25 protein-coding genes are annotated in these 26,968 nt (G+C 63.4%); 22 read left to right on the forward strand and 3 right to left on the reverse strand.

The features are described from left to right. Positions 1-209: 209 nt before the first annotated feature. Positions 210-1,094 carry an LLM class flavin-dependent oxidoreductase gene (locus FVW59_RS12495; protein WP_246139727.1) on the reverse strand — a complete coding sequence of 295 codons (885 nt, stop codon included), beginning with the start codon at positions 1,092-1,094 and terminating at the stop codon, positions 210-212. A 321-nt stretch (positions 1,095-1,415) separates the two neighbouring features. Here FVW59_RS12495 and FVW59_RS12500 point away from each other — a divergent pair, with 321 nt between their 5' ends. The 6 genes from FVW59_RS12500 to rlmKL all read left to right on the forward strand — a co-directional run bounded on the left by FVW59_RS12500 (position 1,416) and on the right by rlmKL (position 8,688). Continuing rightward, positions 1,416-2,597 (forward strand): acyl-CoA dehydrogenase family protein, encoded by a 1,182-nt coding sequence (locus FVW59_RS12500; RefSeq protein WP_148064680.1) that lies wholly within the window; start codon positions 1,416-1,418, stop codon positions 2,595-2,597. 19 nt (positions 2,598-2,616) lie between these two features. Then, positions 2,617-3,750 (forward strand): acyl-CoA dehydrogenase family protein, encoded by a 1,134-nt coding sequence (locus tag FVW59_RS12505; protein ID WP_148064681.1) that lies wholly within the window; start codon positions 2,617-2,619, stop codon positions 3,748-3,750. Positions 3,751-3,834: 84 nt separating this feature from the next. Further along, positions 3,835-4,524 carry a hypothetical protein gene (locus tag FVW59_RS12510; RefSeq protein WP_148064682.1) on the forward strand — a complete coding sequence of 230 codons (690 nt, stop codon included), beginning with the start codon at positions 3,835-3,837 and terminating at the stop codon, positions 4,522-4,524. Between the two features lie 86 nt (positions 4,525-4,610). Continuing rightward, a complete protein-coding gene (locus FVW59_RS12515) occupies positions 4,611-5,675 on the forward strand; it encodes a hypothetical protein (protein WP_148064683.1) in 1,065 nt (354 codons plus the stop codon). A gap of 66 nt (positions 5,676-5,741) precedes the next feature. Next, positions 5,742-6,467 carry a helix-turn-helix domain-containing protein gene (locus tag FVW59_RS12520; RefSeq protein ID WP_148064684.1) on the forward strand — a complete coding sequence of 242 codons (726 nt, stop codon included), beginning with the start codon at positions 5,742-5,744 and terminating at the stop codon, positions 6,465-6,467. A gap of 31 nt (positions 6,468-6,498) precedes the next feature. Continuing rightward, the gene (gene rlmKL / locus FVW59_RS12525; protein ID WP_148064685.1) at positions 6,499-8,688 is read left to right on the forward strand and encodes a bifunctional 23S rRNA (guanine(2069)-N(7))-methyltransferase RlmK/23S rRNA (guanine(2445)-N(2))-methyltransferase RlmL; all 2,190 of its coding nucleotides are present in this window, start codon (positions 6,499-6,501) and stop codon (positions 8,686-8,688) included. A gap of 308 nt (positions 8,689-8,996) precedes the next feature. Here rlmKL and FVW59_RS12530 read toward each other — a convergent pair whose 3' ends face one another. Next, positions 8,997-10,025 carry an NADP-dependent oxidoreductase gene (locus FVW59_RS12530; RefSeq protein WP_148064686.1) on the reverse strand — a complete coding sequence of 343 codons (1,029 nt, stop codon included), beginning with the start codon at positions 10,023-10,025 and terminating at the stop codon, positions 8,997-8,999. A gap of 118 nt (positions 10,026-10,143) precedes the next feature. Between FVW59_RS12530 and FVW59_RS12535 the strand changes: the two genes are divergently transcribed. The 4 genes from FVW59_RS12535 to FVW59_RS12550 all read left to right on the forward strand — a co-directional run bounded on the left by FVW59_RS12535 (position 10,144) and on the right by FVW59_RS12550 (position 12,601). After that, complete coding sequence (locus FVW59_RS12535) at positions 10,144-10,689, forward strand: flavodoxin family protein (RefSeq protein ID WP_246139728.1); 546 nt, start codon at positions 10,144-10,146, stop codon at positions 10,687-10,689. Between the two features lie 43 nt (positions 10,690-10,732). Beyond that, a complete protein-coding gene (locus FVW59_RS12540) occupies positions 10,733-11,218 on the forward strand; it encodes a PaaI family thioesterase (RefSeq protein ID WP_246139729.1) in 486 nt (161 codons plus the stop codon). Positions 11,219-11,717: 499 nt separating this feature from the next. After that, complete coding sequence (locus FVW59_RS12545) at positions 11,718-12,062, forward strand: PLDc N-terminal domain-containing protein (protein WP_246139736.1); 345 nt, start codon at positions 11,718-11,720, stop codon at positions 12,060-12,062. A 128-nt stretch (positions 12,063-12,190) separates the two neighbouring features. Then, on the forward strand, positions 12,191-12,601 hold the full coding sequence (locus FVW59_RS12550) for a hypothetical protein (RefSeq protein ID WP_148064688.1): 411 nt from the start codon (positions 12,191-12,193) through the stop codon (positions 12,599-12,601). Here the strand turns inward: FVW59_RS12550 and FVW59_RS12555 are convergent. Next, positions 12,594-13,466, reverse strand: a complete 873-nt coding sequence (locus FVW59_RS12555) for a LysR family transcriptional regulator (protein WP_148064689.1) — start codon at positions 13,464-13,466, stop codon at positions 12,594-12,596. The two genes, FVW59_RS12550 and FVW59_RS12555, sit on opposite strands and share 8 nt — an antisense overlap. Before the next feature lie 137 nt (positions 13,467-13,603). Between FVW59_RS12555 and leuC the strand changes: the two genes are divergently transcribed. From leuC to FVW59_RS12615, 12 genes are all read left to right on the forward strand, one after another. Then, positions 13,604-15,037: a 3-isopropylmalate dehydratase large subunit gene (leuC, locus tag FVW59_RS12560; RefSeq protein ID WP_148064690.1), complete on the forward strand. Its 1,434-nt coding sequence runs from the start codon at positions 13,604-13,606 to the stop codon at positions 15,035-15,037. Beyond that, on the forward strand, positions 15,034-15,681 hold the full coding sequence (gene leuD, locus FVW59_RS12565) for a 3-isopropylmalate dehydratase small subunit (protein ID WP_148064691.1): 648 nt from the start codon (positions 15,034-15,036) through the stop codon (positions 15,679-15,681). Before leuC ends, leuD begins: the two co-directional genes overlap by 4 nt. Positions 15,682-15,713: 32 nt before the next feature. After that, positions 15,714-16,793 carry a 3-isopropylmalate dehydrogenase gene (leuB, locus tag FVW59_RS12570; RefSeq protein WP_148064692.1) on the forward strand — a complete coding sequence of 360 codons (1,080 nt, stop codon included), beginning with the start codon at positions 15,714-15,716 and terminating at the stop codon, positions 16,791-16,793. 26 nt (positions 16,794-16,819) lie between these two features. Continuing rightward, positions 16,820-17,845, forward strand: coding sequence for an aspartate-semialdehyde dehydrogenase (locus FVW59_RS12575; protein WP_148064693.1), 1,026 nt, complete (start codon positions 16,820-16,822; stop codon positions 17,843-17,845). Positions 17,846-18,060: 215 nt separating this feature from the next. Beyond that, positions 18,061-20,430, forward strand: coding sequence for a motility hub landmark protein FimV (locus FVW59_RS12580; protein ID WP_148064694.1), 2,370 nt, complete (start codon positions 18,061-18,063; stop codon positions 20,428-20,430). Continuing rightward, on the forward strand, positions 20,423-21,256 hold the full coding sequence (gene truA / locus FVW59_RS12585) for a tRNA pseudouridine(38-40) synthase TruA (protein WP_222711504.1): 834 nt from the start codon (positions 20,423-20,425) through the stop codon (positions 21,254-21,256). Before FVW59_RS12580 ends, truA begins: the two co-directional genes overlap by 8 nt. Positions 21,257-21,327: 71 nt before the next feature. Next, positions 21,328-21,963, forward strand: a complete 636-nt coding sequence (locus FVW59_RS12590; protein ID WP_148064695.1) for a phosphoribosylanthranilate isomerase — start codon at positions 21,328-21,330, stop codon at positions 21,961-21,963. A 5-nt stretch (positions 21,964-21,968) separates the two neighbouring features. Beyond that, positions 21,969-23,183 (forward strand): tryptophan synthase subunit beta, encoded by a 1,215-nt coding sequence (gene trpB / locus FVW59_RS12595; RefSeq protein ID WP_148064696.1) that lies wholly within the window; start codon positions 21,969-21,971, stop codon positions 23,181-23,183. Between the two features lie 10 nt (positions 23,184-23,193). Then, a complete protein-coding gene (trpA, locus tag FVW59_RS12600; RefSeq protein ID WP_148064697.1) occupies positions 23,194-24,015 on the forward strand; it encodes a tryptophan synthase subunit alpha in 822 nt (273 codons plus the stop codon). 47 nt (positions 24,016-24,062) lie between these two features. Further along, positions 24,063-25,004, forward strand: a complete 942-nt coding sequence (gene accD / locus FVW59_RS12605) for an acetyl-CoA carboxylase, carboxyltransferase subunit beta (RefSeq protein ID WP_148064698.1) — start codon at positions 24,063-24,065, stop codon at positions 25,002-25,004. Continuing rightward, entirely contained in the window at positions 24,997-26,283 is a 1,287-nt protein-coding gene (locus FVW59_RS12610) for a bifunctional folylpolyglutamate synthase/dihydrofolate synthase (RefSeq protein ID WP_187275872.1), read from the forward strand. The genes accD and FVW59_RS12610 overlap by 8 nt, the downstream gene beginning before the upstream one ends. After that, on the forward strand, positions 26,280-26,951 hold the full coding sequence (locus tag FVW59_RS12615) for an SPOR domain-containing protein (protein WP_148064700.1): 672 nt from the start codon (positions 26,280-26,282) through the stop codon (positions 26,949-26,951). The genes FVW59_RS12610 and FVW59_RS12615 overlap by 4 nt, the downstream gene beginning before the upstream one ends. Positions 26,952-26,968 lie beyond the last annotated feature (17 nt).

Here is a 26,968-nt window from a genome sequence, read left to right on the forward strand (position 1 = left end):
GTGGTCGGCTGGGGTGAGTGAGGCCGCGAGTATATAGGCTGCAGGTCTGCCGGGGGAGCGCGGCGTTATATAAAATTGTTTCAATATCAACAACTTGTAGTGAAACTACAAGTATGGGCGCAGGGTTGCCCGGAAACGCGCCTTCCTTGTAGATTTACTACAGTTTAGCCGAGGTGGGCGGCTTTTCACCGCCCCGGCAGCGGCCGATGCTAGCGCCGCGCCAACAGGTCGCTGAGGCGATCGATCTCCGACAGGTCGGCGGTGGCGGGCACCAGGAAGACTTCCTCGCAGCCGGCGGCTTCGGCATTGTCCAGGCCTTCGCGCACCGCGTCGGCGTTGTGCCGGTGTACCGATCGGGCCATGGCGGTGGCGATTTCCGGGCCGGCGATGTCCAGGTAATCGTAGACGTAGTCGTAGAGACGCTGTTCGGCATTGTCCGCCAGCGAATACCAGAAACCGCCGAGGCGGTAGGGCACCTGTTCGCGCCCGGCTTCGGCCCAGGCATTGTTGGCGAGGGCAAAGGCATTGGCCAGCTCCGCCTGTTCCCCGTTGCCGGACCAGGCGTACAGGCCGTCGGCCCACTTCGCGCAGCGTGCGATGCTTTTTGGCCCCAGGGCGCCCGCCAGCAGTTGCGGGCCGCCGGGGCGGGTGGGGGCCGGGCCGATGCTGCCGCCGCCGGCAATGATTTCCTCGCCGTTCCAGACCCGGCGCAGCTCCACCACCTGTTCATCCATGCGCTGGTAGCGCCCGCGGATCGGTCTCTCCATGGCCTGATAGTCCTTTTCGCGGCCGCCGTAACCGACGCAAACCTGTTCGACCCGCCCGCCGGACAGGATGTCCATGGTCGCCACTTCCTTGGCTACCGCCACTGCCGGGTGCATGGGCAGGACATACAGGGTGGGCGTGATCTTCACCCGTTTGGTGGCAACGGCCGCCGCCGCCAGTACCACCCGCATGTCGTAGGTGGGGCCGTGCACCCGCTCACCGCAGGACACACTGTGAAAGGGGCCTTCGTCCACCCGTTGGAACCAGTTGAGATAGTCGTCGCGGGTCAGTCCGTCTTTCATGTAGGGCAGGCAGAGGCCAATTTTCATAGTGCTGTGCTCGTCGTGTTGTTAGCAGGGGCGGCGATCCTCGCGCGCCGGGCAGGGTCATTATGGCGTGCCTCGTCCCGGGTTGTGGGCCTGTCTGTTCAGCATGGTAAACCAGCGCCGCGTCGCTGTTGCAATACCGGACTATCGTTGCGCAGTCGCGGGTGGCGCGCCTGTACCGGTAGTGTGGACCGGCAGGCTTGCATCGCCCTGCCCGGGGGGAGCCCGGATGACAAAAAATTTGGCCGCCCCGGTCCAAGCCCGGTGGAGCAGGCGGGGCTACTATGTGCCGGTGAGCATCCTTATCGCGACGGGAAACAGTCTATGAAAATCCAGTTCACGTCGGAGCAGGCGGCCCTGCGGGACGAACTGCGACAGTATTTTCGCGCCCTGATGACAAAGGAACTGCGCGACGAATGTGAGCGCGACATGGGCGAGGGCGGCGGCCCCCTGTGGCGCGAGGCCCTGCGCCAGATGGGGCGCGACGGCTGGATCGGCCTGGGCTGGCCGGAGTCCCTCGGCGGACGCGGCCTGACGCCCCTGGAGCAGTTCATTTTTGTGGAAGAGGTGATGCGGGCGGGCTACCCCTTCCCCTTCCTGACCACGGAGTCGGTCGGCCCGATACTCGCCGAGCATGGCAACGCCTGGATTCAGCGCGAGATCGTGCCGAAAATCCTGGCGGGCGATCTGTTGATCGCCATCGGCTACTCCGAGCCGGGGGCCGGCACCGACCTCGCCAACCTGAAAACCCGCGCTGAACGCGACGGTGACGACTGGGTCATCAACGGCCAGAAAATGTGGACCTCACTCGCCCATTTCTGCGATTACACCTGGCTGGCCGTGCGCACCGATCCGGAGGCGCCGAAGAAGCACAAGGGCATTTCCATGTTCCTGGTGCCGAACTCGGATCCGGGCTGGAGCTGCACGCCGGTGCATACCCTCGGCGGTGTACGCACCAACGCGACCTACTACGACAATATCCGCGTCTCCGACGACCACCGGGTCGGCGAGCTGCACGGCGGCTGGAAGCTGATTACCGGGCAGCTCAATCGCGAGCGCCTGAGCCTGATCAACTTCGGCCCCTCCGCGGAACTGTTCAATGCCACGGTGCGCTGGGCCCGCGACACCGAATTGCCTGCCGGCGGCAGGGTCATCGACCAGGGCTGGGTACAGATGAATCTCGCCCGTTGCCGGGCGGCCATCGAGTGCATGAAGCTGATCGTGTACAAACAGAGCTGGGCCATGACGGCCGGCAACCTCGAAATGGCGGACGCCTCCGCCGCCAAAGTCTACGGCTCGGAGACCTTTATCGAACTGTACCGGGCCCTGGGTGAAATCGTCGGCCAGGCCGGTCTGCTGCGCGACGGGGCCGGCTGCGACAGTGCCCGCCGCCTGGAGCGCCTGTACCGCACCGCTTCCATCATTACTTTCGGCGGCGGCACCAATGAGATTCAGCGTGACATTATTTCCGCCGCGGGCCTGTGGATGCCCCGGGCCAGCCGCTAGCGAGTGACGGGAGTACAGTATGGATTTTGGATTCAGCAGCGAACAGCAGGACATTCGCCAGCTTGCCCGCCAGATTCTCGGCGAACAGGTCAGCGCGGAAAGCCTCAAGGCCTACGATGAATACGCCGCGCCGCGCTTTGACCGCGCGCTGTGGCGGACCCTGAGTGAGGCCGGCCTGGTCGCGGTTCCCGTCAGTGAAGCGGAGGGCGGCGGCGGCTTCGGTTTTATGGAGCTGGCGCTGTTGCTGGAGGAGGTCGGTCGCAGTATCGCCCCGGTGCCGGTGCTGAGCCATTGCGTGGGCGGGCTGATGGTGCTGGAGCGCTTCGCCGGCAGCGATCTGAAGCAGCGCCTGCTGCGCCCGGCCCTGGCCGGGGAACTGCTGCTGGGGGCGGCGGTGCTGGAAGCGGGCAACGAAGACCCCGTCAATCCGCTACTCACCCGTGCTGAAACGAGCGGCGACGGCTTGCGCCTGAACGGCAGCAAGCAGGCGGTGGCTTTCGCCCGCCAGTCGGATTACCTGCTGGTGGCGGCGCGGCATGTGGACGGTGTGGCGGTGTGCTTCGTGGATACCCGCGCGCCGGGCGTCACCCTGCAGGACTGCCAGTCCACCGCCTTTGAGCCCCAGGCACATGTGCTGCTGGATAATGTGGAAGTGGCGGCGGAGTATGTACTGGAGCCCAGCGATGGCGCCGCTATCATGCACTGGCTCGGTGAGCGCCTGTGCGCGGCCCACTGTGCCCACCAGATCGGCGTGGCCGATGCCGCCATGCGCATGGCGGCGTCCTACACGTCTGAGCGCCAGCAGTTTGGCGTGCCGGTGGCGACCTTCCAGGCGGTTGGGCACCGCGTCGCCGACTGCTATATCGATATCGAATGCCTGCGCCTGGCGACCTACCAGGCCTGCTCGCTGTTGCACGACGAGTGCGAGGCCGGCGTTGAAACCCGTATTGCCAAGATCTGGGCGGGCGACACCGGCCACCGGGTGAACTACGCCACCCAGCACGTGCACGGCGGTATGGGCATCGACCGCGACTACAGCCTGTGGCGCTACAGCCTGTGGCTGCGTCACAACGAGATGACCCTCGGCGGCAGCAGTGTTCACCTGGCGGCCCTCGGGCGCAGCCTGGCGGCGGGCGAGGGCCTGTTCGCCTGAGGGGCGCGCGGGCCCGCTCCGCCATTTGTTGAAAAATACCCCCTCGCTTACCGATAACGGGGCGCTGGGGTACACTTGCCGCCCATGATTACCATCCCTCTCAGAGCCCTCCTGTTCAGCAGCCTGTTGCTGCTGTCGGCCTGCGCCGAACAACAGCCGCGGCTGGCCGGCGAGAGCCGCGGCCAGCCAGTGGACTTCAGCGGCCACTGGGAGATGAATTACGCCCAGAGCGACAATATCCAGGCCCGTCTCAATGCCCTGGTTCGGGAACTGCGCAAGGAAAATGAGCGTCGCAGCGCCGCGGGGGGCGAAGTCGGCGGTCCGGCCATTGCCATCGGCGGCGCCAACAGCGGCGCCTCGGTGATGGGGCTGGCGCAGATGGCGGATATGATCACCCAGTCCGCCCTGGTGACGATCGACCAGGACAGCCAGGGAATCCAGGTCAAGCGCGAGGGCAACTTCGCCCTGGACTGTCAGTTTACCGGCCCCGATGCCTACCGCCTGGACTCGCCCTTCGGGCGCGAGCTGTGTGGCTGGGACGGGCACCAGCTGGTGTTTACCCTGCTGCTACCGGACGGACTCAGCATTCGTCACCGCCTGACGCTAAGCCCGGATCGCCAGAATATGAACATCGCCACCACCGTACTGTCCGACCAGGTCAGCCAGCCTTTCACCCTCAATCGCGTCTACACCCGCTTTGAGCCGGGTAGCAGCGGCTTCCGCTGTGAGATGACGGTTACCCGTGGCCGCGTATGTACCACGGAGGCTCCGTGAAAGGTCTATTGTTGCCGCTGCTTCTGGGCTTGTGCTCTTTGGCGGGCTGTAGTGCTGCCCCGAGTGGGCCGGCGCCGCAGCACGCCGTGCCAGAGCAGGCGGCGACGTGGCCCGCGCCGGTCGGCAGCGTGACCCTGCAGCGATCGGCCCCGCCCGCTGACAGCGAGGCAATCGACATCGGCCTGGCGGTGTTCGACCCGGGTTTGACAGAGGATGTGACATCCCACGGTACACGCGGCATTTTTCCTGAAATTCGCCGCGCCGAGGTCCGCTACCTGCCGGTACTGCTGCGCCAGGCACTGGTGGATTCCGGGGCCTGGGGCGTGGTGAGGGTACTGCCGGAACCGGACGACAGCGCCGAACTACAGGTGAGCGCCACCATCCTGCACTCCGACGGCCAGCGCCTGGCGCTGCAGGTGAGCGCCAGCGATGCCACCGGCCGCCAGTGGTTGCAAGGTGTGTACACCGACGTCACCGGCGCCGCCGATTACCCGGTGCCCGCGGGCGGCGACCCATTTGCCGACCTCTACCGCCAGATAGCCAACGACCTGCTGGCGGTGAAGCGCAGCCTCACTGCGGCGGAAATAAAGGCGATCGGCGACGTCGGCGAGTTGCGATATGCCGCGAGCCTGGCGCCGGATGCCTTTGCCGGCTACCTGGGGCGCGACGAGGCGGGGCATTACCGGGTGCAGCGCCTGCCGGCGCAGGGCGACCCCATGATGGCGCGGGTGCAGCGCATTCGCGACCAGGAATACCGTTTCATCGATACCGTCGATGAGCAATATGTGGACCTGGTGGAAGACATGCGCCCCACCTACGACCTGTGGCGCCAGTACGGCCGCGAACAGGCCGAGTACATGCAGGACTACCAGCAGCGCCTGCAGGACCGGGACAGCGCCGGGCGCCGCGGCTCCTTCGCCGCCCTGCAGCAGAGCTACAACACCTTCCGCTGGAGCAAGGTGCAGCAGCAGGATCTGCGCGAACTGGCTCAGGGCTTCGACAACGAAGTCAGCCCCACGGTGCTGGATGTCAGCGGCCGGGTGTTTCGCCTCAGCGGCAGCCTGGAGTCTCAGTACAGCGAGTGGCAGGGCATTTTACGGCAGATATTCGCCCTGGAAACCGGCCTGCCCGCTGCGCCGGAGGGGCAGTGATTCGCGCCGCGCTGGCTATACTGGAAGCTCTGGATGGCGCAGTGGCCGCAAAATGGGGCAGAGAGTATGAGTGAGCGCGGCGAGCGGGGTGAGGAAGGGCAGGAGCGCACCCTGATTGATGTGCTGTTGCGCCTGAGCGGCGAGGTGGCCGGCGGTACCCTGGAGCTGGCCCGCAATACCGCAACCCTCAGCGCCATGTTCGGTGAAACCTGGCTGCGCCAGTTGCTCAATGCCAGCATGGAGCCCGAGCGCCTGGAGGCCATGGCCGAGGCCGGACACTTCCTGCGCGACGCCAGGGAGACCGCCGGCCTGACCATCAAGGAACTGGCGGAGAGCCTGGGGCTCGCCGACAAGGACATCCTGGAGGCGGTGGAAAGCGGCGAGAAGATACTGCCGCTGGAACTGGTGCTGCGCAGTGCCTCCCTGCTCGCGCGCCACGACCCGATTCCCTTCCTGCTCAAATTCCTGCGCACCTACAACCCGCAGCTGGAAAGGCGGCTGGAGGACTGGGGGGTGATGGCCCTGCCGCGCCAGTACGAGCGCGAGCGCCGCTTTATCAACCTGTATCGCAAACACGATGCCCTGCGCGGCTTCAGCGACAGCGAGTTCCAGCGCTACCTGGAGTACATGGACAGCTCCTCCAACCTTGTGCTCGAGCTGATGGCGCGCGAAAAGGCCGCCCATGCCGCCGGCGGGAAAAAGCGCGCCGCCCCCGCCCCGAAAACCAGCGCCGGCAGAAAAGCCGCGCGCAAACCCGCCGCCAGGCGCAAATCCCCGCGCCGCAAAGCCTGAACGCAACGGCACTGTCCACAGGAGAGAATGATTGAGTACTGACGAACGCCAGTGGTTCGCCACCTGCCCGAAGGGCATTGAGAGCCTGCTTGCCCATGAACTGCAGGTTCTGGGAGCCAATACGGCGCGTGAAACCGTGGCTGGCGTGTATTTTACCGGCCCGCTGGCCGCGGCTTACCGCGCCTGCCTCTGGTCGCGTCTGGCCAACCGGGTGCTGCTGCCCCTGGCCACAGTGGATGCCGCTGATGGCGATCAGCTTTACGCCGGATTGAGTGCGCTCGATTGGCAGGCCTGGATGCAGGTGAGCCAGACTTTCGCCATCGATTTCAGCGGCCAGAATCGCGCTATCCGCAATACCCAGTTCGGTGCCCAGCGCACCAAGGACGCACTGGTGGACTGGTTTCAGCAGCGCTTCGGCCGCCGGCCTTCGGTGGACCGGCGCGCCCCGGATTTGCGTTTTAACCTGCGCCTGTCGAAAGACCGGGCCATGCTGGCCCTCGATATGGTCGGCGGCAGCCTGCACCGTCGCGGCTATCGCAGCGAGGCCGGGGCCGCTCCGCTGAAGGAAAACCTGGCAGCGGCCATTCTGTTGCGTGCCGACTGGCCCGGTATGGCGGCGCGTGGCGGTGCGCTGATCGACCCCATGTGCGGCTCGGGCACCCTGTTGCTGGAAGGGGCCATGATGGCGGCGGATATTGCCCCGGGCCTCGATCGACGGCGCTTCGGGTTCGAGGCCTGGTCGGGTCACAATCCACAGCAGTGGCAGGCCATTCTCAGCGATGCCCGCGGTCGCGCCGAGCGCGGCCGCCAGCGGCAACTGCCGGAAATGCGCGGCTACGACGCCGACAACCGCGTGGTGCGCCGGGCCCAGGAGAACATCGCCCGCCTCGGCCTGGAGCGGGCGGTGCGGGTGCTGCGCAAACCGCTGGCGGAGTTGCGTCGCCCCACTCATTTGCCCATTGCCGAGGGCCTGCTGGTGTGCAACCCGCCCTACGGCGAGCGCCTGGGCGAGAAGGAGAGCCTGCGCTATCTCTATCGCGAACTGGGCGAGGCAATGAAGCGGGAGTTCGACGGCTGGCAGGCCGCGATCTTCACCTCCGACCTCGACCTGGGGCGGGCCATCGGCCTGCGCAGTCACCGCCAGTACAAGCTCTACAACGGTGCGCTGCCGGCCAGCCTGCTGCTGTTCGACCTCAAGGACAACCGGCTCAGCGACAACGGTGCCGCCGCTGCGCCGGAGACGCACAAAGCGGACAACGCGCCGCTGTCCGAGGGCGCGCAAATGGTCGCCAACCGGCTGCGCAAGAACCGTCGACGCCTCAATCCCTGGCTGAAGCGGGCGCAAGTGGAGTGCTACCGGCTGTACGACGCCGACATGCCCGAGTACTCGGTCGCGGTGGACATCTACGGTGATCGGGTGCATGTGGCGGAGTACCGCGCCCCCGCCGATGTCGATCCAGACGCTGCTGCGCGCCGTCTGGACGAGGTAATGGCGGCGCTGCCGGCGGCACTGAATGTGCGGCCCGGCGACATCGCTCTCAAGGTGCGCCAGCGCCAGCGCGGAGCCGAGCAGTACACCCGGCAGGCCGAACGCGGGGAGTATTTCAGTGTGCGCGAGGGCCAGGCGAAACTGCTGGTCAACCTGCACGACTACCTCGACACCGGCCTGTTCCTGGATCACCGGCCCCTGCGCCTGCGTATTGCCGCCGAGGCCCGGGGCCGGGACTTTCTCAACCTGTTCTGCTACACCGGGGCCGCCACGGTGCAGGCGGCAGTGGGCGGCGCCCGCTCCACTACCAGTGTCGACCTGTCCAATACCTACCTCGGCTGGCTGCGCAAGAACCTCGCCCACAACGGCCTGTCGGAGCAGGGCAATCGCATCGAGCGCGGCGACTGCCTGAACTGGCTGGAGCAGGGCGGCCGGGACTACGATCTGATCATGCTCGACCCGCCGTCCTTCTCCAACTCGCGGGCGGTCAAGGACAGCTTCGATGTGCAGCGGGATCACCCGGCCCTGGTGCGGGCGGCCATGTCGCGCCTGCGCCCGGGGGGCCAGTTGTACTTTTCCAATAACCGCCGGGGCTTCCGTCTGGAGCCGGAACTGGCGGAGCAGTTCGACTGCCAGGACATCACCCGCGAAACGCTGGACCCGGACTTCGAGCGCAACCCGCGCATCCACGTGTGTTTCAGCCTGCGTCACCGCGGTGGCAGCGCCGCGTGACGGGCTTTTGAGGAATGATAAAGCCCGTCGAACACGGGCTTTCGGGTAAGTGTCTACAAACCCGCCCGGTTCAGCTATCCACAAGACATGGATGCTGCCCCGACCGAATTACTAACGACTAGTAGTTTCCGAAGTTGCCTTTGCAACAGGTTGATTAAAAAGGAAAAAACACTGCCCAGGTCAGGGTTGGTTCCGATCGGGCACCCCGGGCGGGTTCTACTCTGGTTTTGGTACCGGCCAGCTGTCCCCAAAGTTATCCACAGGCTGTTCTGTGGATAAGGTGTGGGGGACAGCCGTGCCCGGGGGAATCAGTCGGGGTCCGCCAGTTTCAACAGCTGCTTGCCCTGGTTGCGGCCTTCAAACAGGCGCAGCAGGGTGGCGGGAATGTTGTCGAAGCCTTCCTGGATGTCCTCGCGCCAGGTGATCTCGCCGGCGCCCACCCACTGGCCGAGGTCGGCGTAGGCGGCTTCCGCCTGTTCCAGGAAATCGATCACGATGAAGCCCTGCATGCGAATGCGGCGGGTGATCAGCTTCATCATGTTGTTGGGGCCGGGGCTCGGTGTGTCGTCGTTATAGCCGGAGATGGCGCCGCAGAGCACAATGCGGCCGAAGTCCGCCATCTGCTCGATGCCCGCTTCCAGGGTGCTGCCGCCCACATTATCGAAGAATACGTCGATCCCCATGGGGCAGAGGCGGGCGAGTTCCGCCGCCACGTCCTGGTTGCGGTAGTCGATGACGTCCTCGATGCGGCAACTGTCGCGCAGCCACTGGCATTTGTCCTCGCCACCGGCGATGGCGATCACCCGGCAGCCTTTGATGCGGGCAATCTGCGCGACCACCGAGCCGGTTGCGCCAGCGGCGCCGGATACCAGTACGGTTTCGCCCGCTTTTGGCTGGCCGACATGCAGGAGCCCGAAGTAGGCGGTCAGGCTGGTAGCGCCGAAGACGCCCAGGGCCATGGCGGGCGGGGTGCCCGCGGGCAGGGGGCGGGGCGGCATCAGCGGCGAGGCCGGATCGCCCACGCTGTATTCCTGCCAGTTCATCATGCCCTGTACCAGGGTGCCGGCGGGCAGGTCGGGATTGTTTGAAGTGATGACCTGTCCGATACCGCTGGCGCGCATCGGCTCGCCGAGGGGGACCGGCGGCAGGTAGGACGGTTCGTCCTCCACCCAGCCGCGCATGGCCGGGTCGAAGCTCAGCATCAGGGTTTTGACCAGCACCTGGCCGGCGTCCAGGTCCGGCTCGGGCAGGGGCGAATGCACCAGCTCAAAATGCTGCGGGCCGATCATGCCCTGGGGGCGGGTTTTCAGAAGCCACTGGCGGTTGGTGTCGCTCATCGATCTTGTCCTTATGGTCGGTGAATGGGCCGAAGCGGGGCGGGCAGTGGTGCCGCCGGCGAAAGGCGACATTAGAGCACTGGCGCTGTCGTCCTGCCAAGTTCGCAGGGGCCGTGGCATGACAGTGCCTGCCGGCTGTGGTGAAATCCCTGTTTTCGTCGCGTTTTGTCCCCGCGTAGAAGAGGTACTTACCGTCGTCGTGAAAACCCTGCTGATCGTTTATCACAGCCAGAGTGGCGCCAGCGCTGAATTGGCGCGAGCGCTGTGGCAGGGGGCCGGCGCCGAAGCGGCAGAAGCCGAAGTGACATTGACCCTGCGTCGCGCCTGCGACAGCGGCAGTGCCGACCTGCTGCAGGCCGATGCCCTGGTGCTGATCGGGGCGGAGAATTCCGGTGCCCTGGCCGGCGGCCTCAAGGACTACCTGGACCGGGTGTTCTACCCGATGATCGCCGCGGGTAGGGTGATGCCCTGTGCGCTGGTCTTTTCGGCCGGTAACGACGGTCGCAATGCCCGCCGCCAGGCGCAGCGCATTCTGTCGGGCATTCCCTTCAGCGAGGCTACAGAGGCGCTGATCTGCCGCGGTGAAGTCACCGAACGGCATCGCCAGCAATGCCGGGAACTGGGTCAGGCGCTGGTGGCAGGGCTCGCCATGGGGATTTTCTGAGCCCAACGTAGACATTGAAAAATAAAGCAGAGTGAGGCAGGCAGTGGGTAGTGACAACAATACGACAGGCAAACAGCGGGTTCCCGCGGGTTTTGAGCTCGTACAGACAGGGATGGGCTTTACCGACAACCTGCAGCCCCTGTATCGGCGGGTGCGGGAGGACGGCGTTACCTTCGGCCTCTTTGTGGATACCCAGCACGCCAACATGATGGGTATCTGCCACGGCGGCGCACTGATGACGCTGGCGGATATCGCCGCCGCCTCCGGGGTAAACCACGCCCGCGGCGCCGTGGGTGGCAGCCCCACCATCAACCTGTCCCTCGATTTTATCGGCGCCGGTAAAATGGGCGACTGGCTGGAAGCCAGCAACAGCGAGGTGACGGTAAAGCGGCGCTTTGGTTTCTGTAACGGCCTGATCGTCAGCGAGCGAGGCATAGTCGCCCGTTACAACGGCACCTTTTACCTGCCGGATCACGATGGCATGTGGCAGGGAGAAAAGGGCAGTGGGGCGTTGGGTGGCCGGTCCTGAATTGCATGTAATGTCAAATGTAAGGCCTGACCCTGTCTGTGAAGGTTAGATCAACAAATCAATTATCATATGTGCTGGCAATATTTTTTTGGGCTATCTGCTTGCTAGCTTTTTATTGCAAGAATAATGTCGATTATTCAATGTGGCAGTGGATAGAGGCCGGACTCGCCCTTGCATATTTAATCGCTGTATTTCGTGCGTTTGCGATGTATTCCCCTTTTCATATTTCTATTAAAAAACTGGAACATCCAGAGGATAGATTTGAGCGGAAGGTCTGGGCGGCATATTTTTTCTCACCCTCGCCTGTTTATATGCGATGTGGTAAGCGCATCATGCGCTTAGTGGTCGCTACAAGCCTGCTAGGCTGTTGAAATGCTCGACCGGGAGTTCTTTGTAATTGCCGGCAGGATTGGAGGTGATAGATTAAGTGAGGAAAAGAACTGAAAGAACTTTCAAATAAACTGCCGCCCTCTAGGCTGATCTAGCAGTGAGATTTGTGATGATGGCTGATGCTCAGACGAAAGTGCGGATGGGCGACGTAATAATTGCGACAGGCGTGGCCTGCTCCATTGCATCTTACTTTGATGGCTTTTTTCCAAGTGGCGGATTTGGTTATTTTTTGCTACAGCTAGGAGCTATTATTGGGGCGTTATGTAGCGTTGGTTTTTGGTTTTGGATGATGGTTTCCCTTTTCAAAGATGGGTATAGCTTCAGTAAGCTGGCGTGGTTCGCCGTGATCCTCGTTACTTATTTCTTTGGAGCTATACTTTACTATTTTTCCAGGTATAGGCCATCATTAATTAAAGAGATTCAGGGTCAGGCCATGACCACATGGCTCAAGTGAGTGCAGTGTCAGGATTGGGGGTCAACTCCGCAAGGAGATTGTGCTGCTGTCCCCTTGTGTTTTTCGCGACTTATTGCCTATGCGGGGAGAGTTTCAGAATTTCCGTTTAACTAGGACTTGATTGGTGTATGAAAATTTTCGGATTTAAGAATTTAATATGCGAATTATTCTTCAGCACTATTTCGATCTTATTGGTATTGTTTGTGCTCTATGCACTATTTACAGCTTTGTATAGGGCAAATTCGGGATTTGATTATATTAATGAAAACTTGTCTGATTCAGAAAAGGTTGTATTGATTGGAGAAAATAGAGTTCACGACCTTGGGGCCCTAAGAAACGACATTTCTGATTGGAAATATTTCAAGCAGAGCGGGTCTCACCCCACCAAGATGTTCGAAGCAAGGGTGTGTCATCCGGAGTGTAACTTGCTATTTGTCCTATACAGGGATTCAAGGAATCCAAGGATGTACTGGGTATCTTTGGCTGGGGAAGACCTTGAAGACTATATTGGTTACATAGAAACAGATCTGGTCAACTAGCCTCGTAACCCAACTCTTCAATAAATGCCTGCGCCGCCCGAGACAGGCTGCGCCCGCGGTGATAGATCACACCCAGAGTGCGCTCGATGCGGATACCTTCCACCGACAGCGGCAGCAGGGTGTGGTCGCACATGCTGCGCGGCAGCACCGTCCAGCCCAAACCGACCGAGGCCATCATGCGGATGGTCTCCAGGTAGTTGGTAGCCATGGAGACCTGCAGGTCGAGCCGGTGCTGGTCGAACAGCCGTTTCACAATCTGGCCGGTGTAGGTGTTGAGGCCGGGCAGTACCGCGGGGTGTTCGGCCAGCGCCGCCAGCGGGCAGGGGTTGAGGCGTGCCAGGGGGTGGTCGCGGGCCACCATCACATCCAGCGGGTCCGGCCACACTGGCCGGGTGATGATGGAGGGGTCTCCGTCAGGCGCCAGGGTGACCACCGCCAGTTCCACCTTGCCGTGGGTGATCAGGTCGTAGGCCTGCTCTGAATCCATGAACTCGATATCGATCTGTACCTGGGGGCAGGCCCTGCTGAAGCGGCTCAGCACCGGCGGCAGGCGGTGCAGGCCGATATGGTGACTGGTGGCCAGGCGCAGGTCGCCAGCCACCTGGCCCGACAAATCCCGCACCGCCTGGCGCGCCATGCTCAGTTGCTGGATCACCGACTTGGCATGGGGCATAAGGGCCTCGCCGGCTTCGGTGAGTCCGATGTGGCGGCCAATGCGGTCGAACAGCTGGCAGTCCAGCTGTTGCTCCAGCAGTGCGATGCGCTTGCTCACCGCGGGCTGGGTGAGATGGAGCTTTTCCGCCGCGAGGGAAAAGGACCGGTCTTCGGCAACCTGGATGAAGGCCTGCAGGTTCTGGGTTTCCATTGCTATTCCTGTGAGGAATCGATTGGATAAAAATAATAGATTTGTTTTATAGAATGCTCAAGCGTAATATCGCCCCCATTCAACGCTGCCCGCGCATCTGCGCTTCAATTACCTGTTAAAGGAAGGGACATAAGCCCATGGCTGGACAAACCCTCTACGACAAGCTCTGGCAACAGCATGTGGTGGAAAGCCGCGACGACGGCACCGCCCTGATCTATATCGACCGCCACCTGTTACACGAGGTGACCTCGCCCCAGGCCTTTGAGGGGCTGCGTCTGGCGGGTCGCAAGCCCTGGCGCCTGGATGCCAACCTCGCGGTGCCCGATCACAACGTGCCCACCGACTCAGCCGAGCGCAGTGGCGGGGTGGACGGTATTGTCGACCCGGTATCCCGCCTGCAGGTAAAGACACTCGATGATAACTGCGGCGACTTCAATATTGTCGAGATCCCGATCAACGACCGCCGCCAGGGCATCGTGCATGTCGTGGGCCCGGAGCAGGGCGCGACACTGCCGGGCATGACGGTGGTCTGCGGCGACTCGCATACCTCCACCCACGGCGCCCTCGGCGCCCTGGCCCATGGCATCGGTACTTCGGAAGTCGAGCACGTGCTGGCCACCCAGTGCCTGATTACCCGCAAGATGAAAAACATGCTGGTGCGCGTGGACGGCAAACTGCAGCCCGGCGTCTCCGCCAAGGACGTAGCGCTGGCAGTAATTGGCCGCATCGGCACCGCCGGCGGCACCGGCTACGCCATCGAGTTTGGCGGCGAGGCTGTGCGCGGCCTGACCATGGAAGGGCGCATGACGCTGTGCAATATGTCCATCGAGGCCGGCGCCCGTATGGGGATGATAGCGGTAGACGACATCACCATTGACTATGTCAGGGGCCGCACCTATGCGCCCCGGGGCGAGTTGTGGGAGCAGGCGGTGGCGGCCTGGCGCGAACTGCACTCGGACGCGGACGCCGAGTTCGACACCGTGATCGAACTGCGCGGCGAAGACATCCAGCCCCAGGTCACCTGGGGCACGTCCCCGGAAATGGTACTGCCGGTGGGCGGTACCGTACCCGACCCGGAAGCACAACCCACAGCCACCGCAAAAGAAGCCGTGCGGCGCGCCCTGGAGTACATGGGGCTCAGCGCCGGCCAGAAGATTACCGATATCCGCCCGGATCGGGTGTTTATCGGTTCCTGCACCAATTCCCGCATCGAGGATCTGCGCGCCGCGGCGGATGTGGTGCGCGGTAAAAAGGTTGCCGCTTCCATCAAGCAGGCGCTGGTGGTGCCCGGCTCCGGCGAGGTCAAGGCCCAGGCCGAGGCCGAAGGGCTGGATCGCGTCTTTATTGACGCCGGCATGGAGTGGCGCGAGCCGGGTTGTTCAATGTGCCTGGCCATGAACGCCGACAAGCTCGGTGCCGGTGAGCACTGTGCCTCCACTTCGAACCGCAATTTCGAAGGCCGCCAGGGCTTTGGTGGTCGCACCCACCTGGTCAGTCCGGCGATGGCCGCGGCGGCCGCAGTGGCCGGACATTTCGTCGACGTACGCACTTTCGCGGAGGACGCACAATGAAAGCCTTTACCGTACACAGTGGCCTCGCCGCGCCGATGGACCGGGCCAACGTCGATACCGACCTGATCATCCCCAAGCAGTTTCTGAAATCGATCAAGCGTTCCGGCTTCGGCCCCAACCTGTTTGATGAACTGCGCTATCTCGATGAAGGGCAGCCGGGCCAGGACTGCAGCGGGCGGCCGCTGAATCCGCAATTTCCACTGAACCTGCCGCGCTATGCCGGCGCCTCGGTGCTGCTGGCGCGGGAGAACTTCGGCTGCGGCTCCAGTCGCGAGCACGCGCCCTGGGCACTGGAGGATTACGGCTTCCGCTGTATTATTGCGCCCAGTTTTGCCGACATCTTCTTCAATAACTGCTTCAAGAATGGTGTGCTGCCGATCGCGCTGCCGGCGGAGACCGTGGACAGCCTGTTCCAGGCCATGTACGCCAGCGAGGGTTACACGCTGGAGATCGACCTGCCTGAGCAGGTGATCCGCACTCCCGAAGGCGAGACTATCGCTTTCGAGGTCGAGTCCTTCCGCAAGCATTGCCTGCTGAATGGCCTTGACGATATCGGCCTGACACTGGAGAGTGCGGACGCCATCCGCGCCTTCGAAGCGCAGTACCGGCAGCGCGCTCCCTGGCTGTTTGGCAGCATTTGCTGAAAGCCATACGACACGAGACAAGAGACAGAATTGTGAGCAAGAACATCCTGATACTCCCCGGCGATCACATCGGCCCGGAAATCATGGCCGAAGCAGTGAAAGTGCTGGAGGTCGTCAATCGGCAGTTTTCCCTCGACCTGAACCTGGAATACGGTTTGCTGGGCGGCGCCGCCCTGGACGCTACCGGCGTACCCCTGCCGGAGGAAACCCTGTCCCGGGCAAGGCAGGCCGACGCCATTCTGCTGGGCGCAGTCGGTGGCCCCGAGTGGGACAAGGTCGAGGCCGCCCTGCGCCCGGAGAAGGGCCTGCTGGGGTTGCGCTCGGCGCTGGAACTGTTCGGTAATCTGCGCCCGGCGCTGCTCTATCCGCAACTGGCCGCGGCATCCAGCCTGAAGCCGGAGCTGGTGGCGGGGCTGGATATTCTCATCGTGCGCGAACTTACCGGCGGCATCTACTTCGGTGAGCCCCGCGGCATCCGCACCCTGGAGAATGGTGAGCGCCAGGGCTATAACACCTATGTCTACAGCGAGTCGGAGATTCGCCGCATCGGCCACCTGGCCTTCAATCTGGCCCGGGCGCGCGACAGGCGCGTGTGCAGTGTGGACAAGTCCAACGTACTGGAAGTGACGGTGCTTTGGCGCGAAGTCATGGAAGAAGTGGCGAAGGACTATCCCGACGTCGAGCTGTCCCACATGTACGTGGACAACGCCGCCATGCAACTGGTGCGTGCGCCCAAGCAGTTCGACGTGCTGGTGACCGGCAACATGTTCGGCGACATCCTCTCCGACGCCGCCGCCATGCTCACCGGTTCTATCGGCATGCTGCCATCCGCCTCCCTCGACAAGAACGGCCGCGGTATGTACGAGCCCTGTCACGGCTCCGCGCCGGACATCGCAGGGCAGGGCATCGCCAACCCCCTGGCCACCATCCTGTCGGTGGCGATGATGCTGCGGTATACGCTGAACCAGCCGGAGGCCGCCGCCGCGATAGAAAGTGCGGTCAGCCAGGTGCTCGATGCGGGGCTGCGCACAGCGGATATCTGGGCCGAGGGCGACAGCCGGGTATCCACCACGGAAATGGGCGACGCCGTGTTGCGCGCCCTTGAATCCTGAAACTCACTCACTAACGGAACAAAACAATGGCAGATTCATACGATGTAGCCGTCGTCGGCGCCACCGGTGCCGTCGGCGAGACCATGATCGAGATTCTCGAGCAGCGGAACTTTCCGGTGCGCAATCTCTACCCGCTGGCCTCAAGCCGTTCGGCGGGCAAGTCCATCAAGTTCAAGGGCAAGTCGGTGAAGGTGACCGACCTCGCCGAGTTCGATTTCAGCAAGGCACAGATCGGCCTGTTCTCCGCCGGCGGCAGCATCTCCGAGGAGTTTGCCCCGAAGGCGGCCGCGGCCGGCTGTGTGGTGATCGACAACACCTCCCATTTCCGCCGTGACGAAGACATTCCGCTGGTGGTGCCGGAGGTGAACCCAGAGGCACTGGCCCAGTACAGCAACCGCAATATTATTGCCAACCCCAACTGCTCCACCATTCAGATGCTGGTGGCGCTGAAGCCGATCTACGACGCGGTGGGTATCGAGCGCATTAATGTGTGCACCTACCAGGCGGTATCCGGTACCGGCAAGGAAGCGATCGAGGAGCTGGCCGGGCAGACGGCACGCCTGCTCAATGGCCAGGACGCGGAGTGCGAGGTTTACCCCAAGCAGATCGCCTTCAATGCCTTGCCGCACATCGACACCTTCCAGGACAACGGCTACACCCGGGAAGAGATGAAGATGGTGTGGGAGACCCAGAAGATCTTCGGCGACGACAGCATTCAGGTGAACCCGACCTGTGTGCGCATTCCCGTTTTCTTCGGCCACTCCGAGGCCGTGCACATCGAAACCCGCGAGAAAATCAGCGTGGAGAAAGTGCGCGAGCTACTGGCGCAGGCCGATGGCGTCACGCTGATGGACGAGCGCGCCGATGGCGGCTACCCCACGGCGGTGACCGAGGCGGCGGGCAAGGACCCGGTATTTGTCGGTCGCATTCGCGAAGATATCTCCCATCCGCGCGGATTGAACCTGTGGATTGTGGCCGACAATGTGCGCAAGGGGGCCGCGCTCAATAGTGTGCAAATTGCCGAGAGCATGATCAGCACCTATCTTGATTAATAATGACCTAGTCGACATACTTGGGCGAAATGAGGACCCCGACGGGCGTCGGGAAGCCTTTTCAAGGGGTCCTTTCTATACCCGCTGCAGTGTCCCTGGGGGCCAATTCGGGATCGGGAACCAGTTCCCGGCTGCAGCGATTCGCGTCGCGATTGCGGCTGGACTAGGGGGATGCCGGCTTGGCGAAGCAGGTGCAGAATAATAAAGGCTTGGGTATGGCTAGGAAACGGACGTTGCCGGCGGTGTTGTTTTCCCTCGGCTGCCTGCATGCGGGGTCTGTCTGGGCGCTGGGCCTCGGTGACATTACCCTTGAGTCCTTCCTCAACGAACCCCTGAAAGCCAAGGTCGATTTGCTCAACACCGGCGGCTTGCACGAGGATCAGATTCGCGTGCGTCTCGCCACCACCGAGGACTTTGACCGCATGGGCGTGGACCGCGCCTACTTCCTCACGGGCATCAAATTTGAAGTCCAGGTGGAAGAAAACGGACAGGGCAGCATCCTGATCAGGTCCGACGACCCGGTGCTGGAACCCTATCTCGACTTTATTATTGAAACCCGCTGGCCCTCCGGCCGCCTGCTGCGTGAGTACACCGTGCTGGTGGATCCGCCGGCCTTCGACAGCGCCGCCGAGGTAGTATCTGCCAGCAGGCGGGTGGAAGAAGTCGAAGGCATTCCCGATCCATCCGCAAAAAAGACTGAGCCGGAAGTCGCCACGGGCACCCGCGTCGGGGTGGGTCAGAAATCCAGCCTCGCACCGGGTCAAATGCCCCAGCGTAACTTCAGTGCCGATACCTCTCAGGCCCCCGCCCCGGGTGCGCGCTACATGGTGCGTCGCGACGAGAATCTCTGGTCGATTGCCCAGGCGGCGCGCCCCGACGGCACCTCGGTGCACCAGACCATGCTCGATATCCAGCGTCTCAATCCCGATGCCTTTATCGACGGCAATATCAATCGCATCAAGGCCGGCTATATCATTTACCTGCCGGCCTCCGGTGACATCAGCTCGGCTGACCTCGAAGAGGCGCTCGCCGAAGTAAAGCAACAGAATGAAGACTGGCGCGCCGGTCGCGCCTCCGACCCCTATGCGGCCTCCGGCCCGTCCCTACGCATCTCGGCCAATGACGCGACAGAGGAAAGCGGCGGTGGTGACGGTGATAGCAACTCAGCTCCCGCGTCCGCCAGTGCCGGCGCCAGCAGCGCCGCGGCGCTTGAGAGCCTCGAGCGTTCCGAGCTGGAAAACGCAGAATTGCAGGGGCGCCTCGATGCCCTGAACGACCGGGTGGAAACCCTGGAAAGCATCGTCTCGGTCAAGGATGAACAGATAGCCGCGCTGCAGCAGGCGCTGCGGGATGCCGATATCGATGCCGATGTTGCAGGCTCTGAAACGGAGGACGGCGCCCCCGGCCTCGACGCTGCCGCAAGTAGTCCCGCACAGCCAGGTGCTGGCGACGGCGATAACAGCGATAGTGGCGATGCTGCCTCGGCCGTAGAGACAGCAGCTGGCGATGCCGCCCCCGCCGCGGAACCGGAATCCCGGCCGGCCGAGGCCGCCGCACCGGCTCCCGGGCCGACCCCCGCTGCGGCTACCACCAGTAGCGGCAACTGGTATGACAGCCTGCTCTATCCCGGTATTGCTTTGCTGGCTCTGCTGGCGGGCCTGCTACTGTGGCGGCGACGCAAAGCCGATCGCGATGAGGCTGACGAAGAGCAGGATGTCTTCGCCGGCGTAGAGTTGAAGCATCAGGAACTGGATGTCGACGACGAACTGGAACTGGAGCCGGCAGGTCATGCAGACACTGCTCCGCCAGTGCCGGACTCGCGTACCCGGCAGAATGAGGAGCGCGGCTACGGGCAGCGCAAGCACGATCAGTACGCGTCCGATGCCGATTCCGGTGACGCGCTCGCCGAGGCGGATATCTACATTGCCTACGGCCGCTATCCCCAGGCCATTGAGCTGCTGCGCAATGCCATCAATGCCGAGCCCGGCAACCCGGTGTTCCGCGTCAAACTCCTCGAGCTTTACGCCCGCACTGACCGCGAGGCCGAGGCACTGCAGGAACTGGAGGCGCTGCGGGACATCGGCGACGAGAGTGCGATTGCCCGCGCCGAGGAGGCGCTTTCCGCCGCCGAGTTCGATTCCTCGACTGCGGATACGGTGGTGCCTGTGTTCAGCGCCGCGCCAACTGTCGGCAATCCCGGCGGCGCGCTGTCATCGCCGATAGCCGATGAGCCGCTTTCCCGTTTCGACAGTGCTCCCGAATTTGAGGACAGCCTGGAGTCGCCCGAGGACAGCTTCAGCGACCTGGAGATTGAAGACGATTTCGCTGATTTCGAGGATGAACTCGACCTCAGCGGCGATTTCGAGACCGCCGCTCCCGCCAGTGTGGAGGAGGATGACGAGGACAGCGAGGACATGGTGTTTGCCGCCGAAGGCAACCCGGTCTCGACCAAGCTCGACCTGGCCCGCGCCTACATTGATATGGGCGACGAGCCCGGTGCCCGCCAGATCCTGGAAGAAGTTCTCCTTGAAGGCAGCGACGAGCAGCGTCAGGAAGCACAGGGGCTGATTGACCGGCTTGGCTGATTTTCTCTCCGCCGACCCGCTGCCACCCGCTGCGCGGGTGGCCTGCCGGGTCGAGTACGATGGCAGTCGTTACAGCGGCTGGCAGTCGCAACCCCACCTCGATGTCAGTACCGTGCAGGAAACCCTGGAGGCAGCACTGTCGCGGGTTGCCAATGCGCCGGTTCGGGTGCACTGCGCCGGGCGCACGGATACGGGCGTTCACGGCCACAACCAGATTGTGCATTTCGACAGTCCGGTGTCCCGCAGTCCAAAGGCCTGGGTGCTGGGGGGCAATGCCAACCTGCCTTTCGATGTGCGCCTGCACTGGGCCGTGCCGGTGGCGGGGGAGTTTCACGCCCGTTTTTCAGCGACCGCGCGACGCTATCGCTACATTATCGCCAACACCCCGGTGCGACCGGCCCACCTCGGCGGCCAGGTCACCTGGCAGCGGCGACCACTGGATGTCGGCCTGATGCACAGCGAGGCCCAGTGCCTGTTGGGCGAACAGGATTTCAGCGCCTTTCGCGCTGCGGCCTGCCAATCCAACAGCCCCTTTCGCAACGTACACAGTGTGAGTGTGGAGCGACGCGGGGCACTGTTGGTGATCGATATTCGCGCCAATGCCTTTTTGCATCACATGGTGCGCAACATTGCCGGCAGCCTGATGGCGGTGGGTAGTGGTCGTGCCCCGGCGGGCTGGCTGGCGCAATTGCTGGCGGGGCGCGATCGCACCGTGGCCGCCGATACCGCGCCGCCCGATGGCCTGTACCTGGTGGATGTCAGTTACCCCGGGCATTTCGGGTTGCCGGCAACGCCGGCCGGGCCGCTGCTGCTGGGCGGTACCTGAACGGCCGCTGTAAAGACAGTCCGGCGTCCGGTCTGCTATGATGCGGCCCCCTGGTAATTGGTGTTTTTCTGGTGTCCCGGACCCGAATAAAGATTTGCGGCATTACCTCCGCGGACGATGCGCAGCAGGTCTGCCGTGCCGGAGCCGATGCCCTGGGGCTGGTGTTTTACGCGCCGAGCCCGCGGGCAGTGGACATTGCCACCGCCCGGGAAATCGCCGCCGCCGCCGCGCCCTTTGTGCAGCTGGTGGGCCTGTTCGTCAATGAGCAGGCTGAGCGTATCGAAGAGGTGCTGGCGCAGGTCCCTCTGCACACCTTGCAGTTTCACGGTGATGAAAGCCCCGATTTCTGCCGCCAGTTTCAGCGGCCCTGGCTGAAAGCCCTGCGGGTCAAAGCGGGAAGCGCTCCAGCCGCGGCCTGCCAGCCGTATCGCGAAGCCAGCGCTATTTTGCTGGACAGCTGGCAGGAGGGAGTGCCTGGCGGCACAGGCAAGGCCTTCGACTGGCAGCAGGCCAGGGGAGAGTTTCCCATGCCGGTCGTACTGGCCGGCGGTTTGAATGCCGACAATGTCGGGCAGGGCATACAACTGTTGCGCCCCGCGGCGGTTGATGTCAGCGGTGGCGTGGAAAGCGCGCCCGGGCGCAAGGATCCGGGCAAAGTAAGAGCGTTTATTGCGGCGGTGCGCGCCGCTGACGAATTGCAGGACTAGCCAAGATGACAAGCGAACAGAACCTTTTTGACAGTGTGCCCGATGCCCATGGCAGATTCGGCGATTACGGCGGCAAATACGTTGCCGAGACCCTGATGTCGGCACTGGCGGAACTGGAGCGGCTGTACCGCCGGCTCTCCGCCGATGCCGATTTCCAGGCTGAACTGGACGCTGACCTCACTCATTACGTAGGTCGTCCGTCGCCGCTGTATCACGCGCAACGCTGGTCGCAGCAAGTCGGCGGTGCACAGATTTATCTCAAGCGCGAAGACCTCAACCACACCGGCGCCCACAAGGTGAACAACACGATTGGCCAGGCCCTGCTGGCCAAGCACATGGGCAAGCAGAGGGTGATTGCCGAGACTGGCGCCGGCCAGCACGGTGTCGCCACCGCCACCATCGCTGCCCGCCTCGGGCTCGAGTGCCAGGTGTACATGGGCGAAGAGGATGTGCGCCGCCAGGCACTCAATGTCTACCGCATGAAGTTGCTGGGCGCTGAAGTGATTCCGGTAACTTCCGGCTCGAAGACCCTGAAAGACGCCATGAACGAAGCCATGCGCGACTGGGTCACCAACGTCGACGACACCTTTTACATTATCGGCACCGTGGCCGGCCCCCATCCCTATCCCGAACTGGTGCGCGACTTCCAGTGCGTGATCGGCCGCGAGGCCCGCGCCCAGTCGCTGGCCCAGACCGGCCGCCTGCCGGATGCCCTGGTGGCTTGCGTGGGTGGCGGCTCTAATGCCATTGGCCTGTTCCACCCCTTCCTCAAGGACGAAAGCGTGGCCATGTACGGGGTGGAAGCCGGCGGTCACGGCCTCGCCACCGGCGAGCACGCCGCGCCGTTGACGGCCGGCACGCCAGGTGTCCTGCACGGCAACCGCACCTACCTGATGCAGGACGAGGACGGCCAGATACTGCACACCCATTCCGTGTCCGCTGGTCTCGACTATCCGGGTGTTGGCCCCGAGCACGCCTGGCTGAAGGATATCGGCCGCGTAAATTACGTGGTGGCTGACGACGATGACGCGCTGAAAGCCTTCCATATCCTCACCCGTGTCGAGGGCATCATGCCGGCCCTGGAGAGCAGTCACGCCCTGGCCTATGCCGCCAAACTGGCCGCGGGAATGAGCCCGGACCAGCACATCGTGGTCAACCTTTCCGGCCGCGGAGACAAGGACATCCACACCGTCGCCGCGATTGACGGCATTGAGTTTTAAGGGGATAGCGGTGAGTCGAATTGCGGAACGTTTTCAACAGCTGGCAGAGCAGGGGCGCAAGGCCCTGATCCCCTATGTGGTGGCCGGCGATCCGGGGGTGGCCATCACCGTGCCCCTGATGCATGCGCTGGTCGAGGCTGGCGCCGATGTGATTGAGCTCGGTGTGCCGTTTTCCGATCCGATGTCGGAGGGCCCCACCATCCAGCTGGCCCACGAGCGCGCCCTCGCCAACAAGGTGCGCCTGCGGGACGTCCTGGACATGGTGCGCGAATTCCGCGCCCGGGACGGCGATACCCCGGTGCTGCTGATGGGCTACGCCAATCCGGTGGAGCGCATGGGTCATGCCGCTTTCGCCGATGCCGCTACCGGGGCGGGCGTCGACGCCTTGCTGACGGTGGATATCCCGCCGGAGGAAGTGGCGGCGGTGAACGCCGAACTGCACCGCGTGGGTATGGACAATATTTTCCTGATTGCACCCACGACACCAAGCGAGCGGATTGGCCTGATTACCGCCCAGGCCAGCGGTTTCATTTACTACGTGGCCCTGAAAGGTGTCACTGGCGCAGGCCACCTCGATATTGCCGATGTGTCGGCCCATCTGGCCCGTATCCGCGAAACCACCGATTTGCCACTGGCAGTTGGCTTCGGTATCAAGGATGCCGCCTCGGCCCGGGCCGTGGCGGATGTCGCCGACGGTGTTGTTGTGGGCAGTGCCCTGGTGCAGCGTTTGGCGGAATCCGCCGGGCGGCAGGATGACGAAGCGCAGACCATTGCCCACGCAGTGGAATTACTGGCGCAAATCCGCCGTGGAATCGACGGCGCGCCTTCCTAGTTGCGGGGGGCGACGTTTATAATGCCCGCAACAAAGCGGGAGATGCCATGAGCTGGATAGACAAGATTCTGCCCACCGGGGTGCGCAAGGAGGAGGGCAATCGCCGCTCCAACGTACCGGAGGGCCTGTGGACCAAATGTGTCAAGTGCGAGGCGGTGCTCTATCGTCCCGATCTCGAGCGCAATGACGATGTCTGCCCCAAGTGTGACCACCACATGCGTATCGGCGCACGCCGGCGCCTGGATATCTTTCTCGACCAGCACGACCGGCAGGAAATCCACACCGATGTGGAGCCGGTTGATCGCCTCAAGTTCAAGGACAAGAAGCGCTACCGGGACCGCCTGACAGCGGCGCAGAAAGCCACCGGCGAAAAGGACGCCCTGATTGCCATGCGCGGCACCCTGCAGGGCATGCCGCTGGTGGTGGTGGCCTTTGAGTTCGCCTTCCACGGCGGCTCCATGGGCTACGCGGTGGGCGAGAAGTTTACCCGCGCAGCGCAACTGGCGCTGGAAGAGGGGATTCCCCTGGTCTGCTTCTCCGCCTCCGGTGGCGCGCGCATGCAGGAAGCCCTGATTTCCCTGATGCAGATGGCCAAGACGTCAGCGGTGATCGAGCGCATGAAGCAGGCCGGTGTGCCCTACGTATCGGTGATGACCGATCCTATCTACGGTGGTGTCTCCGCTTCCCTGGCCCTGCTGGGTGATATCAATGTGGCAGAGCCCGATGCGCGCGCCGGCTTTGCCGGCCCCAACATTATCGAGCAGACCATTCGCCAGAAGTTGCCCAAGGGCTTCCAGCGCAGCGAGTTCCTGCTCGATCACGGCGCCATCGACATGATTGTGCACCGCAATGACATGCGCGACACCCTCGGCCGGCTGCTGGCCAAGCTCACCGCCACGGAACTGGCGCAATCTCCGCCAGCGGCGGAGGAGGAAGGGGTCGAAACGCGCGACGGTGAAGAGGTGGAGTCCGTCCAGGACGATGACTGACACCGGCCTGGCGGCCTGGCTGGAGCGCCTCGAAGCACTGCATCCTCGCGAAATCGACCTCGGCCTCGAACGCGTTGGCGTGGTCGCGCACAGGCTCGGCCTGCTGCCGGTGACGGTACCGGTGGTCACCATCGCCGGGACCAACGGCAAGGGATCCACCGCCGCGGCCCTCGAGGCCCTGCTGCTGGCGGCAGGGCGTCAACCCGGCGTCTATACCTCTCCTCATTTGTTGCGTTACAACGAGCGCATCCGGGTGGCCGGGCGCGAGGCCGACGACGGTGCCATCGTGGCCGCCTTTGCCGACATCGAGCGCGCTCGCGCTGAAACATCCCTCAGCTACTTCGAGTTTGCCACCCTGGCGGCCCTGCTGGTGTTTCGCCAGCAGGCGGCTGACGTACTGGTGCTGGAAGTCGGACTCGGCGGCCGCCTGGATGCGGTCAATATTGTCGATCCCACTGTCGCGGTGATTACCAGCATTGGCCTCGACCACCAGGACTGGCTGGGCGATGACATCGACGGTATCGCCCGGGAAAAGGCCGGCATTCTGCGCTCCGGTGTGCACGCCGTGATCGCCGAGAGCCAGCCGCCGCGGGGTTTACTGGAGGCGGTGGCTGCGAGCGGCGCCAATGCCCGCTACCTCGGGCAGGATTTTTACTGCGATGAGGCCGCGGATGCCTGGTCTCCCCGACTGCTTCAGGCATCGGGCGAGCCAGTGGTACTACCGCCGCAGGCCAGGGGCGCGTTACTGCCCTCCAACCTCTGTGCCGCCCTGCAGGCAGCCCTGCTACTCGGGGTGGACGTGGCGGCACTGCCGCTGCGGGACATCTTTGCTGCCCTGCAGCCCGCGGGACGCCGCCAGCTTCGCCACATCGGCGGTATCGACTACCTCCTGGATGTGGCGCACAATCCCCAGTCGGTCGATAAACTGGTTGAATATATCGACGCAACTCCCTGTAAAGGAAAAACAATTGCCATTTTTTCGGCGATGAAGGATAAGGACCTGAAAACCATGCTGGGCCTGACGACCGGGCGTTTCGCCGCCTGGTTTCTCGCCGATCAGCCCGACAACCCCCGGGCAGAGCAGGCTGCGCGACTGGGTGACTTGCTGCGTGAGCAGGGGGAGTTCATGATCAGTGTCAGCAAGAATTTGCGCCAGGCTCTGCGCCGGGCGCAGAGTGTGATGAGCGAGGGCGACCGGCTGGTGGTGTTCGGTTCATTTTTTACTGTGGCGGCCGTCATGCCGTTGCTGGATAGGGATGAGAGCAGGGGCAAGGCGTGAATAACGTGCTCAAACAGCGTCTGGTGGGGGCGCTGATCCTGGTGGCGCTGGGCGTGGTGTTCTGGCCGATCATCTTTGTGGAACCCGATACCGGGCCCAGTGCGCCGGTTGTGCGCATGCCGCCGCCGCCGGTGATTGATACTGCGCCGCTGCCCTCGCCGGACAAGGTGGGATTGCGGTCATCACCGCCGCTGGACGTCAGCGAGGATGAGCTTGAGTCCGCCGCAACGGACCCGGATTTCGGGTTGTCCCCCGCATCGCCGGCAGCTTCCGCTGTCGATGCCAACCAGCCAACTGCGGACGGAACTTCTGAAACTGTCGCTGTTGAGCCGGCTGCCCCCGTGGCCGAGCCAGAGCCGGAACCCGAGACCGTCCGGCAGCCCCGGGACCAGCGCCCCGCGCAACCGGAAACCGACGACCAGGGAATCCCCGTCGCCTGGACCCTGCAGGTGGTCAGTGTCAGCAGCAAGGACAGTGCTGAACAGACCCGCCAGCGGCTCGATGCCATGGGCCACAAGGCCTACGTCAAAGTGGCAGAAGTCAGCGGGCGCAAACTGTACCGGGTTTATGTTGGCCCCAAATTCGAACGCGCTCGCCTCGATGACATCCAGGCCGATATCGATCGCCAGCTCGGCGTGAAATCCATGGTGCGACGCTATTACCCGTGACTGGCGCGCGGGAATTT

Source organism: Parahaliea aestuarii (assembly GCF_008064635.1).
Lineage (GTDB): Bacteria > Pseudomonadota > Gammaproteobacteria > Pseudomonadales > Halieaceae > Parahaliea > Parahaliea aestuarii.